Annotated in this window: 15 protein-coding genes; 7 read left to right on the top strand and 8 right to left on the bottom strand. The window is 35.6% G+C overall.

Annotated elements, in window-relative coordinates:
* Positions 1–53: 53 nt before the first annotated feature.
* Positions 54–1,802, bottom strand: a complete 1,749-nt coding sequence (locus tag ACZ2G0_RS14710; RefSeq protein WP_470308267.1) for an ABC transporter ATP-binding protein — start codon at positions 1,800–1,802, stop codon at positions 54–56.
* Positions 1,803–2,105: 303 nt separating this feature from the next.
* Between ACZ2G0_RS14710 and ACZ2G0_RS14705 the strand changes: the two genes are divergently transcribed.
* The 3 genes from ACZ2G0_RS14705 to ACZ2G0_RS14695 are packed head-to-tail and all read left to right on the top strand — an operon-like array spanning position 2,106 to position 3,614.
* Positions 2,106–2,531, top strand: coding sequence for a MarR family winged helix-turn-helix transcriptional regulator (locus tag ACZ2G0_RS14705; protein ID WP_470308266.1), 426 nt, complete (start codon positions 2,106–2,108; stop codon positions 2,529–2,531).
* A gap of 13 nt (positions 2,532–2,544) precedes the next feature.
* Positions 2,545–2,967: an organic hydroperoxide resistance protein gene (locus tag ACZ2G0_RS14700; RefSeq protein WP_470308265.1), complete on the top strand. Its 423-nt coding sequence runs from the start codon at positions 2,545–2,547 to the stop codon at positions 2,965–2,967.
* 11 nt (positions 2,968–2,978) lie between these two features.
* Entirely contained in the window at positions 2,979–3,614 is a 636-nt protein-coding gene (locus ACZ2G0_RS14695; RefSeq protein WP_470308264.1) for a nitroreductase family protein, read from the top strand.
* A 158-nt stretch (positions 3,615–3,772) separates the two neighbouring features.
* Here ACZ2G0_RS14695 and ACZ2G0_RS14690 read toward each other — a convergent pair whose 3' ends face one another.
* From ACZ2G0_RS14690 to ACZ2G0_RS14665, 6 genes are all read right to left on the bottom strand, one after another.
* A complete protein-coding gene (locus ACZ2G0_RS14690) occupies positions 3,773–4,078 on the bottom strand; it encodes a DUF6787 family protein (RefSeq protein ID WP_470308263.1) in 306 nt (101 codons plus the stop codon).
* 32 nt (positions 4,079–4,110) lie between these two features.
* Positions 4,111–4,545, bottom strand: coding sequence for a DUF6146 family protein (locus ACZ2G0_RS14685; protein WP_470308262.1), 435 nt, complete (start codon positions 4,543–4,545; stop codon positions 4,111–4,113).
* A gap of 198 nt (positions 4,546–4,743) precedes the next feature.
* On the bottom strand, positions 4,744–5,304 hold the full coding sequence (locus ACZ2G0_RS14680; protein ID WP_470308261.1) for a hypothetical protein: 561 nt from the start codon (positions 5,302–5,304) through the stop codon (positions 4,744–4,746).
* 98 nt (positions 5,305–5,402) lie between these two features.
* The gene (locus ACZ2G0_RS14675; RefSeq protein WP_470308260.1) at positions 5,403–6,353 is read right to left on the bottom strand and encodes a D-2-hydroxyacid dehydrogenase; all 951 of its coding nucleotides are present in this window, start codon (positions 6,351–6,353) and stop codon (positions 5,403–5,405) included.
* 169 nt (positions 6,354–6,522) lie between these two features.
* A complete protein-coding gene (gene serC, locus ACZ2G0_RS14670; RefSeq protein ID WP_470308259.1) occupies positions 6,523–7,596 on the bottom strand; it encodes a 3-phosphoserine/phosphohydroxythreonine transaminase in 1,074 nt (357 codons plus the stop codon).
* 92 nt (positions 7,597–7,688) lie between these two features.
* A complete protein-coding gene (locus ACZ2G0_RS14665; protein ID WP_470308258.1) occupies positions 7,689–8,747 on the bottom strand; it encodes an acyl-CoA reductase in 1,059 nt (352 codons plus the stop codon).
* Positions 8,748–8,874: 127 nt separating this feature from the next.
* On the opposite strand from ACZ2G0_RS14665, the gene ACZ2G0_RS14660 reads away from it, so the two are divergent.
* Complete coding sequence (locus ACZ2G0_RS14660) at positions 8,875–9,225, top strand: 4Fe-4S dicluster domain-containing protein (RefSeq protein WP_300287943.1); 351 nt, start codon at positions 8,875–8,877, stop codon at positions 9,223–9,225.
* 126 nt (positions 9,226–9,351) lie between these two features.
* Here the strand turns inward: ACZ2G0_RS14660 and ACZ2G0_RS14655 are convergent, their stop codons facing one another.
* Positions 9,352–12,111 (bottom strand): TonB-dependent receptor, encoded by a 2,760-nt coding sequence (locus tag ACZ2G0_RS14655; protein WP_470308257.1) that lies wholly within the window; start codon positions 12,109–12,111, stop codon positions 9,352–9,354.
* Positions 12,112–12,434: 323 nt separating this feature from the next.
* Between ACZ2G0_RS14655 and ychF the strand changes: the two genes are divergently transcribed.
* The 3 genes from ychF (at position 12,435) to ACZ2G0_RS14640 (ending at position 16,355) form a co-directional block, all read left to right on the top strand.
* Entirely contained in the window at positions 12,435–13,529 is a 1,095-nt protein-coding gene (gene ychF, locus ACZ2G0_RS14650) for a redox-regulated ATPase YchF (protein ID WP_470308256.1), read from the top strand.
* A 313-nt stretch (positions 13,530–13,842) separates the two neighbouring features.
* On the top strand, positions 13,843–14,367 hold the full coding sequence (locus ACZ2G0_RS14645; RefSeq protein WP_470308255.1) for an NADPH-dependent FMN reductase: 525 nt from the start codon (positions 13,843–13,845) through the stop codon (positions 14,365–14,367).
* Positions 14,368–14,492: 125 nt separating this feature from the next.
* Positions 14,493–16,355, top strand: coding sequence for a DNA topoisomerase IV subunit B (locus ACZ2G0_RS14640; protein ID WP_470308254.1), 1,863 nt, complete (start codon positions 14,493–14,495; stop codon positions 16,353–16,355).
* The last annotated feature ends 84 nt before the right edge of the window (positions 16,356–16,439 follow it).

The following is a 16,439-nucleotide window of genomic DNA, read 5'->3' as shown; positions in this document are numbered from 1 at the left end:
TTTTAGTACGATTGAAAAACAAAATTATACCTTAGTTAACAGTGCAATAGCGTCTATTTTCGCTCTCCAATTTGCTGTCTCCACATAGCATAATACAGTCCTTTTTCATCAATTAAATCGAGATGCTTTCCTTGTTCGATGATTTTTCCTTGCTCTAGAACAAATATTTTGTCGGCATGCATAATTGTTGATAATCGATGTGCAATTAATACGGTGATTTGATTTTTTTGAGATGAAATACTTCGGATTGTTGCGGTAATTTCTTCTTCAGTAATAGAATCTAGGGCCGAAGTAGCTTCATCAAATAAAAGCAATCTCGGCTTTCTCAAAAGTGCTCTTGCAATCGACAAACGCTGTTTTTCCCCACCAGAAACTTTAATTCCGCCTTCTCCAATAGTGGTATTTAAACCATTCTCTGCTCGTACTAATAAATTTTGACAAGCCGATTTTTGTAAAACATCATTAATTTCCTCATCTGTAGCATTCGGTTTTACGAAGAGCAAATTGTCTTTGATAGTTCCCGAAAACAATTGTGCATCCTGCGTTACAAAACCCAATTGTTGTCTCAGTTCAGTCAAATCAATTTCGTTGGCGTTTTTGTCATTGTAAAAGATTGCGCCATCAGCAGGTTTATAAAGCCCAACAAGCATTTTTACTAAGGTCGTTTTACCACTACCTGAAGGACCTACAAATGCGATTGTTTCGCCAGCTTTTGCTTCAAAAGAAATGTCCTGAACAGCATAACTAGATGCTGATTGATGTTTAAATGAAATATTTGAAAAACGTAAATGGTCTATAGCACCAATTGTTTTTGGATTAGTCGGAATCTCTTCACTTTTTGAATTCATTAAATCGGCAAAATTGTCCATGGACACTTTTGTCTCATTATAGGTAGCGATTACGTTTCCTAGTTCTTGTAATGGATTGAATAAAAAGAAAGAGAAAAACATCAAAGTGATTAGATCGCCAGGTAAAATAACCCCTTGGAAAATAAACATGTACAAAGCAAATACTAATCCAGTTCGCATAAAATGCACCGTTGTCCCCTGAATGAAACTTAAGGAACGAATAAAACGGATTTTTTTTAATTCTAAGCCTAATATTTTTATGGTAGTGCCATTTAAACGGTCTACTTCTTGATCCGTTAAACCTAAGCTTTTTACTAGTTCAATGTTTCGCAAAGACTCAGTAGTTGCTCCAGCCAATGCTGTTGTTTCTTTTAAAATATCAACCGATACTTTCTTGATTTTTTTACCTAAAAAAGAGCTAATTACAGCGATTACAGGTACCGTGGCTAGAAAAATAGGACCTAATAACCAGTGAATATTGACGGCATAAACGACCACAAAAATAATTCCTATTAGGGTTTGAAAGACCATGGAAATAGAAAGTGTAATGTATTTTTCACAATCAGATTTTACTTTTTGCAATCGACCTAGTGTTTCACCACTTCGTTGGTCCTCAAAGTCTTGAAAGGGTAATTGCAAAGCTTTTTGGATTCCTTCTGTGTACATTTGTGCACCCGTGCGCTGAATAATGATATTGGTAAAGTAATCTTGGAAATTTTTTGCTATACGAGAGATCATTGCTGCTCCTAATGATAAGCCTAACCAACCTAAAACTGCCTTAGTGAAATTGCCATAATTTCCATTGAAGTTGGCGACTCCTACACCACATTGATTGAGGAGTTTTCCAATAATTATGGAATCGAATAAAGAGAAGCATTGGTTAATTGCGGCTAAAAAAAGAGCCAAAAACAATAAAGGTTTGTGGGCTTTTAAATAGGTATATAGAATTTTCATCGGTATTTTGTATTATGGAAGTGCAAAACTACGACTATTGAATTCAAATAGAATTATCTAATTTAAAATTTAAGATAAATTAACAAATGTCAAAACTTATCTCATAACAAGATAGGTAAGCTCGTATTGGGTTTAGTAATTTTAGACTAAATAGTATAAGTAACGGAAATGATGCCATCCAACAGGTTTTTTAATAATCATTCTAATTTTCAATTGAAATAGTTTTTAACTCAAAATTAACTAGATTTTGTAAAATTATATTGCGCACAATATATATCTTTGTCAAAGTTTAAAAATAGCACTATGGATGATCTTTTAAAATTGGATGCTCAAGTTTGTTTTCCTGTATATGCGTTATCTCGTGAGATTACAAACTTATACCGACCGATATTAGAACAGCTTGATTTGACGTATCCGCAATATTTAGTTTTACTTGTGTTGTGGGAAAACAACACGCAAACAGTAAATCAAATAGGAGGTAAGTTGCAGTTAGACAATGGTACTTTAACACCATTATTGAAGCGATTAGAAGTAAAAGGCTTGGTTAATCGAACCCGCAGTAAGCTAGATGAAAGGGTTGTAGATGTGTCTTTAACAGTTGCAGGAAATGCTTTAAAAGACAAAGCTAAATGCATTCCTAAAGAGGTTCTGGAGGCATTAAATGTATCTGTAGGCGATTTACAACAGTTAAAAGATGCAATAGAGAAAATAGTAAATAGAAATAAATAATAAAATACACAAAATGAAAACATTATATACAGCAGAAGCTACTGCAACCGGCGGTAGAAACGGTCACGTTAAAAGTAGTAACGGAGTTTTAGACGTACAAGTAAGAATGCCAAAAGCATTAGGTGGTGCTAATGACGACTATACAAACCCTGAAATGCTTTTTGCAGCAGGATATGCCGCATGTTTTGACAGCGCTTTGAGTTTAGTAATCAAGCAGGAAAAAATTACAACAGGTGAAACGACTGTTAATGCAAAAATCAGTATTGGTCAATTAGACAATGGTGGTTTTGGTTTAGCTGGAGAATTAGCCGTAAATGTACCAGGAGTCACTCAAGAAAAAGCACAAGAGTTAGTAGAAAAAGCACACCAAGTTTGTCCTTATTCTAACGCAACTCGCGGAAACGTAGCAATTGATTTAATAGTAACTAATAACTAAAATTAAGTAAGATGGCATTAATAGACGATTTAAAATGGCGTTACGCTGCAAAGCAATACGATCCAACAAAAAAAGTAAGTCAAGAGAATGTAGATAAAATTGTTGAAGCGGCACGTTTAGCGCCTACATCATCAGGTTTACAGCAGTTTAGAGTTTTGGTTGTAAGTAATCAGGAAATTAAGGAGAAATTAAGCGCTAAAGTGCTTAACCCAGAGGTGATGGTAGATTGTTCTCACGTTTTAGTGTTTGCTGCATGGGATAAATACACTGCGGAACGCATTGATACCATTTACAATAAAACAACTGATGATAGAGACTTACCTAGGGGTCGCTTTGATAGTTACACGGATAAGATAAAAGGGATTTACTTAAATCAGACTGCCGAAGAAAATTTCGAACACACGGCTCGTCAATCCTATATAGGTTTTGCTATGTCTATCGCGCAGGCAGCTGAGCTAAAAGTTGATACAACACCTGCTGAAGGTTTTGACAATGCCTTGGTAGATGAAACATTAGATCTTGCTTCATTAGGTTTGCGAAGCGTAACTTTATTATATCTAGGATACCGCGATGCCGAAAAAGATTGGTTGGCTGGTATGAAAAAAGTACGTAATACTACGGATGAATTTGTAATCGAAATCAAATAATACAATCATTGCTACCGCTTTTGGGTTAGCCATGAATCATAAAAAGCCAAACTGGAGCAATCCAAGTTTGGCTTTTTATTTTTTTGTACAGTACTAAAATCGTGGACAATCCTTTACTTTTATTCAAAAATGTTTTGGGACAAAAAGACAACGAACTCCTATTTTTCTTTAAATAGAAATCCCAGACCCATACTTTTGAGCATTTTTTTTTCAAACTTCCAAAAGAATGTAAATTGTCCAAAAAGGGTTCCAATGGCTACAAGCAATACTTGGTAAAGCGGAAAAATAATCAACAATCGGATCAATATAAACCAACTTCCAAAATCTGCAGCAGTGATTCCTAGCCACAAACAAACAGGCTTTGAAATCCAAGCTGAAGTAGAGCCTGTAATAGCAAAAACGATAAATATAATGGCAAGCTGCAGGTTTGATTCAATTCCCCAGCGTTTCTTTAATTTCTTCATCCTTATAAATAATGATTACAAAGATAGCAAGTTTATCTAGAAGGAACATTGCCAAACAACCGTTGATTATTGGTATTTTGAAAATAAATCATGTAGTTGTAAATCAAGTAATTTACCTCATAACCATAATTCACGGTATAATCGTAGTTAATAGTCATTTCATACAAATTAGGGCTAAATCGATTTGGTTGAAGCACGCGACTGTTCCACTCCGTAATATACATTCTGTTTTTATTTTCTAGGAAAGTTTGCGAATGATAGCCTCTAGGGAAGGCGCGGGAGACGAGCCAACTTGTAAAGCCAGGATCTATAATGATAACCTCATATTCTAATTCTTCATTAGCAATTCTGATCGTATCTCCATGTATTGCTTTATTGTTTTCGGGAGTGTTGACCGCTTTTTTAGTTGTCGTACAGCTGATAATAATCAGCAAAATGAGGATCAACACATAAGTATACTTTCTCATAAGTAGTTGTTTTACCCTAAAGTTACAAAATATTAACTACCTATAACTCCCACAATAGTTAAATGTCTTTCTGTTGGTTTTTGGCCAGCCATCAAAAAGAAAGTGGTTATTCCTGTTTAGAAATAACCACTTATATATAAAACCGTGTTTTCCATGAAGGAATCACTGTTGGTTTTTAAAACGTTCTTTAGAATTATTTTATTTTCCAAAAAGACCACCTAGCATTCCGCCCAATCCGCCTCCTTTTTTAGTAACGGCATCCATTGCATCACTCATATCCACTTTTCCATCACCATTTTGATCTAAACCAAATTGCCCACCATATTTAGTGATTGCATCCATGATTCCTGCGTTCTCACCACCACCTGAAATAGCACCAATAATATCTGAAATTTCAAAACTAGAATCTTTAGGGTCTTTTGCTTTACCTACAAGGGAAGCTAGGATCTTTGGAATAATGCTGGAAGCAACTCCTGCAGCTGCACTACTATCTATTCCTAGTTTTTCACTTAAATTTCCTGAAAGTTGTTGGGTCAATTTTTGCACCGCTGGGTTTGAAGCATCCTTTGCATTATCTCCTTGAAAAAGAGCTGCTAATTGTGAAAGATCCCCATCTGCAACCATTTTTTGTAATCCTGTAACTACTGAAGAGCTAGCTTCATTAATTACAGCTTCATTTTTTTCGTTGGGAACCGCTGGATTATTTACTACAGTGTCTACTCCAAATTGTTGTGCTAATTGTGTTAGTTGTTCGAACATATATAATTTTTTTCGTTTTCTTAAAGGTACAAAAAAAAGTGGATTTATTACGTTTTTTTGTAACAAATCCACTTTAAAAGGGTAAAAAAATAGCTTAGTTAACCAATCAAGCTAATGATTTGCGAAGCTAATTCCGTTCCAATTCTATCTTGTGCTTCTCCAGTTGCAGCGCCAATATGTGGTGTCAACGAGATTTTAGGATTCATTAAAATTGGCATTTCTGGAGTTGGTTCGTTTTCAAAAACGTCAAGACCAGCAAACAATACTTTTCCGCTGTCTAATGCTTTTACTAACGCAACTTCGTCAATTACACCACCACGAGCGCAGTTTACAATACCTACATCCTTTTTCATCATAGCCAGTTCTTTTTCACCAATAATGTATCCATCTTGAGCAGGAACGTGCAATGTGATAAAGTCACTTTCTTTAAACAATGATTCTAAAGATTGAGACACAATTGTAGTAGTGATCGATTGTCCGTCAAAAAATTCCACTTTAACATCTACCTGAGGGATAAAACTGTCTGCAGCAATTACCTTCATACCTAACCCAAGAGCCATCTTTGCAGTAGCTTGACCAATACGACCAATACCAACGATACCAAGGGTTTTTCCTCTTAATTCAACACCATTTGCGTACGCTTTTTTCAAACCGTCAAAATTAGTGTCGCCTTCAAGAGGCATATTTCTGTTTGAATCATGCAAGAAACGCACGCCTGAAAACAAGTGAGCAAAAACCAATTCAGCCACTGATTCTGATGAAGACGCAGGTGTGTTAATCACGTGAATCCCTTTGCTTTTAGCATAATCCACATCAATATTATCCATACCAACACCACCACGACCAATTATTTTTAGTCCAGGACAAGCGTCGATAATATCTTTCCGAACTTTAGTAGCACTACGAACAAGAACAACACTAATGTTATTTTCGTTCACATAATTAGCCACCTGTTCTTGAGCTACTTTTGTAGTTATTACTTCAAATCCACCTGCTTCTAAAGCTAGAATTCCACTTTTAGAAATTCCGTCATTTGCTAATACTTTCATTTTTTATTTCATTGCGAGGAACGATGCAATTCCGCCCTCATATTACTTTTTTATTATTTTGTTAGGAGCTATTTCCTGCTATTCGTTTCAATCTTTTTATTTTTTAAAGAAAAAAATAAAAAGGATTTCCACTGCTATCAGGGCTAGGAATCCGCACGTTGAGGTGCTTTTATGCTACTTGTGACTCTAGATCTTTCATAACATCAACTAATACCTGTACACTCTCGATAGGCATGGCGTTGTACATAGAGGCTCTATAACCACCCACGGAGCGATGTCCTGGAAGACCGGATATACCGGCTGCTTTCCACATAGCATCAAATGTTTCCGCATGAGCAGCATCATTCAATAAGAAAGTAGCATTCATGCTTGAACGATCTTCTACAGCGGCAGCTCCTTTAAACAATGGGTTTCTATCAATTTCAGTGTAAAGCAATTCTGCTTTTGCCGTATTCAATTTTTCAACAGCTGCAATTCCACCTAAGTTTTTTAACCATTGTAAGGTAAGTAATGAGGCATACACAGGAAAAACAGGCGGTGTATTGTACATACTTTCTGCCTTGATGTGTTTCTCATAATCTAAAATGCTCGGAATCGTTCTTCCTGATTTTCCTAGAATTTCTTCTTTAACAATTACTAATGTTGTTCCGGCAGGTCCCATATTTTTTTGAGCACCGGCATAAATAATATCAAATTTTGAAAAATCTAAAACTCTAGAAAATATATCCGAACTCATATCGCATACAATAGGCATGTCAAGTGACGGAAATTCTTTTATTTGAGTCCCAAAAATAGTGTTATTACTAGTGCAGTGAAAATAATTAGCATCAGCAGGAACTGTGTATCCTTTTGGAATATGATTGTAGTTTTCCTCTTTTGATGAAGCAACAACAACTGTTTCTCCAAAAAATTTAGCTTCTTTTATGGCGCCACTAGCCCAAGTTCCGGAGTCTAAATAAGCTGCTTTACCCCCTTCTTTCATCAAGTTATAAGGAACCATTAAGAATTCCAAGCTCGCTCCACCTGATAAAAATAAAGCTTGGTATCCTTTTCCTTCCAATCCTAATAATTCTAAGGCAAGCGATCTAGCTTCATCCATTACGGCAACGAAATCTTTACTTCTGTGTGATATTTCTAAAATTGATAATCCCGACCCATTGAAATCCAGTATCGCTTGTGCCGATTTTTCAAAAACTTCTTGTGGTAAAATGCAAGGTCCTGCGCTGTAGTTGTGTTTTTTCATGGTGTAGTTTTGTCCAAAAAATTAAAAGGCAAATTTCGTCATTAGTACATTAAAAAGCGTTAATTTTTTCGGAATTATAAGGCTTATTTTTGTCATATTGTTAACAAAAACGATATCGTATCCACATTATCTGCGTAATCCCATAATTTGGGTTTTTGAGTTTGACCAAAAGGAATACTACTTTCCATTAGGTTGTTGCTAACTATGCATTGAAGTTGCTCGTTTTCAGACACTAAACGTTCTTCTAATTCGACTAATGTATCATAATATTCGTAAAAGACACTGGAAATAGGAGAGGCATGACTGGTATCCTCTTTTAACGTCAAGAAACCATTATCCAGTAATTTAAAATTACTCATTAAAAAAACGGCCTTGTTGTAGTCGTAATTATTAGCATATTTTTCATAATGAATCACATCTTGGTACTCAAAAATAGCTTCGAAAAAAGCATCAAACGAATACCCTTTAGGAACAAATAGCTTGGAAACATTGCGACATCCTAGACCAAAATACCTGAAAATATCTTCTCCTAGCGCAGTCAATTGGGCTTTAGTTTCGTTTCCGTCGAGCACTGCAACTGAATTTCTGCTTTTTCTAATAATAGAGGGTTTGTCCTTAAAATAATACTCAAAATAACGGGCTGTATTATTACTTCCTGTTGCTATTACAGCGTCAAAATTCTCTAATTTCCCTTCAACAAAGGTGATTTTATCGCTAAATTCCGGCGCTACTGCAATTATATATTTTGCCAAAAATGGCAGTAAATGTTGGTCGTTGGATGACGTTTTTATTTTAACATTATGACCAGCAATCAATACAGATAAAAAGTCATGAAAACCTACCAAGGGTATGTTGCCAGCAAGAATTAAAGCTACGGTTTTATTGGAATCCGACTTTAAATCGTACTTATTCAACCATTCAGTAAGTTGGTCTTCAGTTAAAGCAGCAGCCCACGATTGAATCGAAAAGTAAACCTGCTCGGGCGTGTACCAGCCATTATGTGATTGAGATAAGGCAATAAGGTCTTCGAATGCATCAAAGAACAAGTCATTGTGCAATACGCCAGCTATTTTACTGGAATTGTTTTCCGAAAATTGACTTAAGAATTTGCCTAATGCAACAAAAACACTTTTTTTTGTTTCTAATGTCATAATGTTTGCTTATGAATTGTTTTGATTGTAATTTTGCACAAAAATAAGCTTTAATAAGTCGAAAGTCAAAAGTCTTAAAGTAATTTGATTTGGTTTTTTTAACGCACAACATTTAATAAAAAGTAAAATGGCAATAATAATAACTGACGAATGTATTAATTGTGGGGCTTGCGAACCCGAGTGCCCTAATACAGCAATTTACGAAGGAGCTGATGATTGGAGATATAAGGATGGAACAAAGTTAACTGGTAAAGTAATTTTGCCGGATGGTACTGAAGTAGATTCTGATGAGGCACAAACGCCAATCTCTGATGAAGTATATTATATAGTTCCGGGTAAATGTACGGAATGTAAAGGTTTTCACGACGAACCACAATGTGCAGCGGTATGTCCAGTAGATTGCTGTATCCCTGATGATAATCATGTAGAATCAGATGAAACCTTGTTAAATAGACAAGCCTTTTTACATAACGAATAAAGGTCAATATCTTGTAAAATAGTAATCCCGAGTTTATAGCTCGGGATTTTTTTATGTCGTTGTTGTACATAGGACAAAAAAAAAAGGGACATCAATTGATGTCCCTTTTAGTATATTCTATAGGTCTTAGAATTTATAGTTCATTGATAAACTAAACATTCTACCTAACTGGCTAAATTGTGATCCATCATAACTAGTTATTGGATAACGGCCATTAAATGTGATGTTATTGTACTCGTTTTTAAGTGCTGCAGGGTTGTTAACAATTGCGTTTGCAGATGCTGAACCATCAGACTTAATCGTGAATTTAGGAACTACATTAAACATGTTATTCATGTTGAATGAGATTGTAACCTCTTTAGAAGCAGTCCATGTCACTCCTAAATCAGTAACTTGAGCTGTTTTAAAAGTTGTGAATAATCCAGGATTACTAAAGTCAGCTTGTTTGAATTTAGTAGAACCAAATGTGGTGTTATTCAATGAAATTCCGAAATCATTTATTTCGTAGTTTACACCTATAATATTTTTGAATTTAGGTCTAGAAGTAAACATTAAAGCATCCTGAGTCGCGTTAAATACAGTTTGACCAGCTAAAGCTCCAGTTAAAGCAGTTACACTTGCCGGGTTATTTACAGCACCATCAATTTTGTTTTGAATCGTGTAGTTACCAGATAAGTTAAATCCTAATTTACCTTCTCCAACAATAAGGTTTCTGTATTCAACTACATAGTCAATTCCGGATGTAACAGAGTTAATACCATTTACGAAAAATGCATTTCCACCTGTACCAAAATCAACTAGGTTTCCTAATACAATTCTATCCTTTACTTTGATAGTGTAATAATCTACTGTTAAGTTTAAGTTTTTGATTGGTCTAGCTCCAAATCCTAAAGATACATTTGTTGATTTTTCAGGTGTTAATTTAGGAACTCCATAAGCTCTAGCTGTTGTAGAAACGTTGTTTACAATTCCAGTTACTGCAATGGCACCACCTTGGAAAGTAGATTGTGATTTCTCAGTATAGATTTGGTGCAAAGAAGGAGCTCTAAATCCAGTTGAAACAGATCCTCTAAAAGTTAATTTATCGTCTTCAATGGCGTTTACGCTTGTACTTAATTTCCAAACATTAGCAGCTCCAAAATCACTATAGTTTTCATGTCTTGCTGTTCCGTTAACCAACCAACCTTTAACAACATTTGCACTAATATCAGCATAGAAACCAATATTGTATCTATTAAATTTTCCTGAATTCGCTGGAGTATTTCCTTGAAAAGAATCGGCTCCTACACCTGCATAGGATTGAAAATCACCGGCTAATATTTCAAAGTTTTCTGTTCTGATTTCTGATCCAAAACCCACAGATACATTATCTGAAACTTCTTTGGTAATGTCTAAATTCCCCACAATGTGGTTGAAACTAGTTCCACCTGGTTTAAAATTGTTTTGTCCAGTATATCTCGTTTGACTCGCATCAGTGTAAACAAAATCGTTTGGAGAGTGACTTCCTAAACCACCTACCGCTTGTAGTTGCTCCGGATTTAAATCACTATATTTCGATCTATTATGAGAATTAGTTACTGTATAAATTTGTGAGTTACCACCTATTGTTACAGAAGCGTCAGAAGTCCAACCATTTTTACTTGATTTGAACCCTAAAGTAGCATTGTAATCATTTAAATCTCCAATGAATGTTGGTACATATCCAACATAAGAAGCCGCAGTTCCATTACCAAATAATGATGGTAAATAAGGGAAATCAGAGGCTTTTCTCCAATATGGAGCTCTGTAATTAGCAAAAGAGTTTACTTTTTTGAAAATATAAGCAGCATTGTAATACATCTCAGTGTACTCACTTAATTGTGAACCTCCGTTTATTTCAAATTTAGCTGCAGCAGTTTCAGGTGCTCCGTTAACGTTTCCACCATCTGGTTTTAGGTTCAAGAAGGCTTGAGTAGTTGCTAATGGCACTCCCCAATAAGAAGCTTCGTCAGCTGCACTTAAAATACCTGGTCTATTCGCTAATGCTGTTTTTGAGAAATCAACAGTATAGTTTAAAAAACCTTTTTCACCTACAGTTGTTCCGTTGTTTACACTCACACCGTACATTTCACCATCTCCTTTTCCAGTGATTCCAGTACGTAAGGTTACAGATCCTCCGTTAGTACTTTTTTTCAAGATAATGTTCATTACCCCAGCAATCGCATCTGATCCGTATTGTGCTGATGCACCATCACGTAAAATTTCAACTCTCTCAATTGCGTCAGTTGGTATAGCTGAGATATCAGCACCAGTTTCACCACGTCCAGGAGAAGTTTGCGTATACACAAGTGAACTCATGTTTTTACGTTTACCGTTGATTAATATTAAGGTTCTACTTGGTCCCATATTTCTAATTTCATAAGGGTCAAGTAAAGAAGTTGCGTCATTCACAGGCGTTTGCACGGTGTTAAAAGACGGAATTTTGTATTGTAATGCTTTATCAAATGTAGCTTGTCCTGTCGAAGCTAGATCTTTAGAAGATAATACATCAATAGGTAGTGCCGAAGTTGTATTGCTTCGTGGAGCCGTTCTCGACCCTACAATTACAATCTCGTTCAATGCTTGTCCACCTTCTTCAGCAAGGACAACATTAATTGTTCCTTCGGTTGCTGCTTTTTCTACTTTGGCGTAGCCAACATAACTAAAAACTAATGTTGCGCCTTCTTTAACTTTGATCTTGTACGCTCCGTCAAGATCGGTTGAAACTCCATTTTGAGTTCCCTTTTCAACGATGTTCACTCCCGGTAAAGGAGCTCCTGAGTTGTCTTTTACTACTCCAGATACTTGTTTTTGAGCAAACAAAAAACTGACGTTTAATAGCAAAAATAACAGTGTGAATTTTTTCATAAATAATTTGGTTTTGTTTTGTAATATTACTTTGTTAGTTGGTATTATATCGCCAAATATAGTGAGTTTTTAACAAAATATTAGCTATTTATTGTGTTTTTATTTTAAAAGTAAAAGTAAACTGTAAAATATTTACTTTTTTATTGAATAAATAATATAGTTGCTTTTCGTTGCGATAACCGCAATATATTTTAAATTGCAGTCTGCTAATATTAATGGAATGATTTTGCATTCTACCTTATTTTAAATGGTATATTTGCACTTTTTTAAGGGAATTATTTAAAAACTCTTGGCAGGAAACTGCTACTTGTAAACTGAAATATATGAAAGCAGGAATTGTAGGATTACCTAATGTTGGAAAGTCAACATTATTCAATTGTTTATCAAATGCAAAAGCGCAAAGTGCTAACTTTCCTTTTTGTACTATCGAGCCTAATATTGGAGTGGTAAACGTACCAGATCCTCGTATCAATAAATTAGAGGAGTTAGTGAAACCAGAGCGCGTGCAAATGGCAACGGTGGATATTGTGGACATTGCTGGTCTTGTAAAAGGAGCTAGTAAAGGAGAAGGATTAGGAAATCAATTTCTTGGAAACATTAGAGAGTGTAATGCAATCATACATGTATTGCGTTGTTTTGATAACGATAATATTGTGCACGTAGATGGAAACGTAAATCCTATTCGTGACAAAGAAACAATTGATATCGAGTTGCAATTAAAAGATTTAGAAACAGTTGAAAAACGTTTAGAAAAAGTAAATCGTGCAGCCAAAACTGGAAACAAAGAAGCAATCACTGAGAAAGCACTTTTAGACCGTATTAAAGAAACGTTGTTGCAAGCAAAATCAGCTCGAACAACTGTTCCTCAAAACAATGACGAAGAGCTTTTAATGGAGGCGTTCCAGTTAATTACTGCAAAACCCGTTTTATATGTTTGTAATGTTGATGAAAATTCAGCGGTAAACGGAAACAAATATGTAGACCAAGTAAAAGAATTAGTGAAGGATGAAGATGCCGAGGTGATTATCCTTTCAGTAGGAGCAGAGGCGGATATCACCGAATTAGAAAGCTACGAAGAGCGTCAAGTTTTTCTAGAAGATATGGGATTGACTGAGCCTGGTGCTTCTGTATTAATTCGTGCGGCTTACAAATTATTAAAGCAACAAACGTATTTTACCGCAGGTGTAAAAGAGGTTCGCGCTTGGACCATCAATATTGGATCTACTGCACCACAAGCAGCTGGAGTTATCCACACTGATTTCGAAAAAGGCTTTATCCGTGCTGAGGTGATTTCATACGAAGACTACGTAGCTTACGGTTCAGAAGCGAAAGCTAAAGAAGCTGGTAAATTTAAAGTAGAAGGAAAAGAATACATCGTAAAAGATGGTGATGTAATGCACTTCCGTTTTAACGTGTAGTTCAATATAAATTAAGACATACAATAAAGGAAACCTGTAAATGTAAATTTTGCAGGTTTTTTTGTGTTTACTAATGACCAAGCTCTGCCAACTTTATGTAAGGACCTAATCCTGCTTTCCACTACAAGATTTTTCCATCTTCCCTTTTTTTCTAAGTCAAAAAAGGAGCTTCTTCTAGTCGCTCTTTTTTGCCAAGAAAAAAGAGGTAATCTGTTCAAAATGCTTTTCGTTTCAATCAGGGGTAAAAAAGTAAAATACAACTTGATTTTTTATGTTTTATATTTTTATGTACCTTTAAAATAAAAATAATTCTATGAAAATTATAGCCTTTGGCGCAAGCACCAGCAACAATTCAATTAATAAAAAATTAGCAACCTATGCAGCATCGCTTTTTGAAACTGCTATTGTCGAAGTTTTAGATTTAAACAAGTATACTATGCCTCTTTTTGACGTAGATCTTGAGATGACAATTGGAGAGCATGAGGTGGCGCAGGCTTTTTTAGATAAGATTAAAGAGGCTGATCTTCTGGTTGTTTCTATGTCTGAGCACAATGGGAATTACACTGCGGCTTTCAAAAATATTTTCGATTGGAGTACCCGAATCAATGCCAAAGTCTTTCAGGATAAACCCATGCTTTTAATGGCTACATCTCCTGGCGCTAGAGGAGGAAGCTCTGTTTTAGAGATTGCTAAAAATGCATTTCCAAGATATGGAGCACTAGTAAAAGCAACGTTTTCGTTACCTAGTTTTAATGAGAACTTCGATATGCAAAAAGGACAAATTTCTAATAACCAATTGGATAATGATTTAAGAGGAATCGTTAGTTTGCAGTTTTAGCGTCCTGTTTTTCCTTAAATAGCTCTTAATTAAGGTTGTCAATATCATTCTTAATAACTTTGGTGGTTGCTGCTTTTAAAATATATCGAGATATGCTATATTAGCACGAAATCCACAAAAATCAAATGTCAGATCAAAATCAATATACCGAAGATAATATTCGGTCACTCGACTGGAAAGAGCATATTCGCATGCGCCCTGGTATGTATATCGGGAAACTAGGTGATGGTTCTTCTCCTGATGATGGTATTTATATTTTACTTAAAGAGGTGCTCGATAACTGTATCGATGAGTTTGTCATGGGTGCAGGTAAAACGATCGAAGTTTCCATAAAAGACAAAACCGTTGCCGTACGCGATTACGGTCGTGGTATACCATTAGGAAAGGTGGTCGATGTGGTTTCTAAAATGAACACAGGAGGTAAATACGATTCCTTAGCCTTCAAGAAATCAGTAGGTTTAAATGGTGTTGGTACTAAGGCGGTGAATGCCTTGTCTAACTATTTTAGAGTAGAGTCGGTTCGTGAAGACAAGCAAAAAGCGGCAGAGTTCTCAGCAGGAAATCTAGTACTCGAAGAGGATATTATTGATACAACCAAGCGTAAAGGAACTAAGGTCACTTTTACTCCTGATGAAGCCATCTTTAAAAATTACAAGTTCAGAAATGAGTATGTAATCAAAATGCTTAAAAACTATTGTTATCTAAATACGGGATTAACAATTATATACAACGGTGAGAAATATTTTTCAGAAAATGGATTGAAAGATTTATTAGATGAAAATATTGCAATCGAGGACATGGTGTATCCTATCATTCATTTAAAAGGGGATGATATTGAAATAGCCATGACACATAGTAAGTCGCAATATAGCGAAGAATACCATTCCTTCGTAAATGGTCAAAATACGACTCAAGGTGGTACGCATTTAGTAGCATTTAGAGAAGCAGTTGTAAAAACGATTCGGGAATTTTACAATAAAAACTTTGAGCCTTCGGATATTCGTAAATCGATTGTAAGTGCTGTTAGTATCAAGGTGATGGAACCTGTTTTTGAGTCACAGACGAAAACCAAATTAGGTTCTACTGATATGGGTTCAGAGCCAGGAATGCCCTCAGTACGTACGTTTGTGAATGATTTTGTGAAAACAAAATTAGACAACTATCTGCATAAAAATCCTGAAACGGCTGATTTGCTATTGCGTAAAATTCTGCAAGCGGAGCGCGAACGTAAGGAGCTTTCAGGTATTCGAAAATTAGCGAAAGACCGAGCTAAAAAGTCGAGCTTACACAATAAGAAATTAAGAGATTGTCGTGTGCATTTGGGTGATATCAAAAATCCAAGATATTTAGAAAGCACTTTGTTTATTACCGAGGGAGATTCGGCTTCGGGCTCGATTACTAAATCGCGTGATGTGAATACACAAGCGGTTTTTAGTTTGCGTGGTAAGCCTTTGAATTCTTACGGAATGACAAAGAAAATTGTGTACGAAAACGAAGAATTCAACTTGTTGCAAGCGGCTTTAGATATCGAAGACGACATGGAGAACTTGCGGTACAACAACATCGTAATCGCAACCGATGCCGATGTCGACGGGATGCACATTCGATTATTATTGATAACGTTCTTTTTGCAATTTTTTCCTGAATTGATAAAGGATGGACATTTGTACATTTTACAAACACCATTGTTTCGCGTTCGAAATAAAAAAGAGACCATTTACTGCTATTCTGACGAAGAAAAACGAAATGCAATTGAAAAGCTAAAACCAAAGCCCGAGATTACCCGATTTAAGGGATTAGGAGAAATTTCGCCAGATGAGTTTCAGTTTTTTATTGGCGAAGACATTCGGTTGGAACCTGTAATGTTAGATAAAGCTACTTCTATTGAGAAATTATTGGAGTTTTACATGGGGAAAAATACACCAGACCGCCAAGAATTTATCATCAGAAACTTGAAAGTCGAGTTGGATGTAGCTGAGAAAGAATAAAATAAAAATAAAATAGCATGCTAAGTAAAAAACAAATAATATATGTGATTGCTGCCTTTGTTGGAGGTTTTACGGTTGCTTATT

The sequence above is a fragment of the Flavobacterium sp. KKT103 genome (assembly GCF_055640565.1).
This window is presented reverse-complemented; position numbering and strand designations above follow the sequence as displayed.

What these genes read in the sequence shown, in the direction of transcription:
- ACZ2G0_RS14710 (WP_470308267.1), bottom strand. Translation starts at nt 1,802, where the DNA reads ATGAAAATTCTATATACCTATTTAAAAGCCCACAAACCTTTATTGTTT.
- ACZ2G0_RS14705 (WP_470308266.1), top strand. Translation starts at nt 2,106, where the DNA reads ATGGATGATCTTTTAAAATTGGATGCTCAAGTTTGTTTTCCTGTATAT.
- ACZ2G0_RS14700 (WP_470308265.1), top strand. Translation starts at nt 2,545, where the DNA reads ATGAAAACATTATATACAGCAGAAGCTACTGCAACCGGCGGTAGAAAC.
- ACZ2G0_RS14695 (WP_470308264.1), top strand. Translation starts at nt 2,979, where the DNA reads ATGGCATTAATAGACGATTTAAAATGGCGTTACGCTGCAAAGCAATAC.
- ACZ2G0_RS14690 (WP_470308263.1), bottom strand. Translation starts at nt 4,078, where the DNA reads ATGAAGAAATTAAAGAAACGCTGGGGAATTGAATCAAACCTGCAGCTT.
- ACZ2G0_RS14685 (WP_470308262.1), bottom strand. Translation starts at nt 4,545, where the DNA reads ATGAGAAAGTATACTTATGTGTTGATCCTCATTTTGCTGATTATTATC.
- ACZ2G0_RS14680 (WP_470308261.1), bottom strand. Translation starts at nt 5,304, where the DNA reads ATGTTCGAACAACTAACACAATTAGCACAACAATTTGGAGTAGACACT.
- ACZ2G0_RS14675 (WP_470308260.1), bottom strand. Translation starts at nt 6,353, where the DNA reads ATGAAAGTATTAGCAAATGACGGAATTTCTAAAAGTGGAATTCTAGCT.
- serC (WP_470308259.1), bottom strand. Translation starts at nt 7,596, where the DNA reads ATGAAAAAACACAACTACAGCGCAGGACCTTGCATTTTACCACAAGAA.
- ACZ2G0_RS14665 (WP_470308258.1), bottom strand. Translation starts at nt 8,747, where the DNA reads ATGACATTAGAAACAAAAAAAAGTGTTTTTGTTGCATTAGGCAAATTC.
- ACZ2G0_RS14660 (WP_300287943.1), top strand. Translation starts at nt 8,875, where the DNA reads ATGGCAATAATAATAACTGACGAATGTATTAATTGTGGGGCTTGCGAA.
- ACZ2G0_RS14655 (WP_470308257.1), bottom strand. Translation starts at nt 12,111, where the DNA reads ATGAAAAAATTCACACTGTTATTTTTGCTATTAAACGTCAGTTTTTTG.
- ychF (WP_470308256.1), top strand. Translation starts at nt 12,435, where the DNA reads ATGAAAGCAGGAATTGTAGGATTACCTAATGTTGGAAAGTCAACATTA.
- ACZ2G0_RS14645 (WP_470308255.1), top strand. Translation starts at nt 13,843, where the DNA reads ATGAAAATTATAGCCTTTGGCGCAAGCACCAGCAACAATTCAATTAAT.
- ACZ2G0_RS14640 (WP_470308254.1), top strand. Translation starts at nt 14,493, where the DNA reads ATGTCAGATCAAAATCAATATACCGAAGATAATATTCGGTCACTCGAC.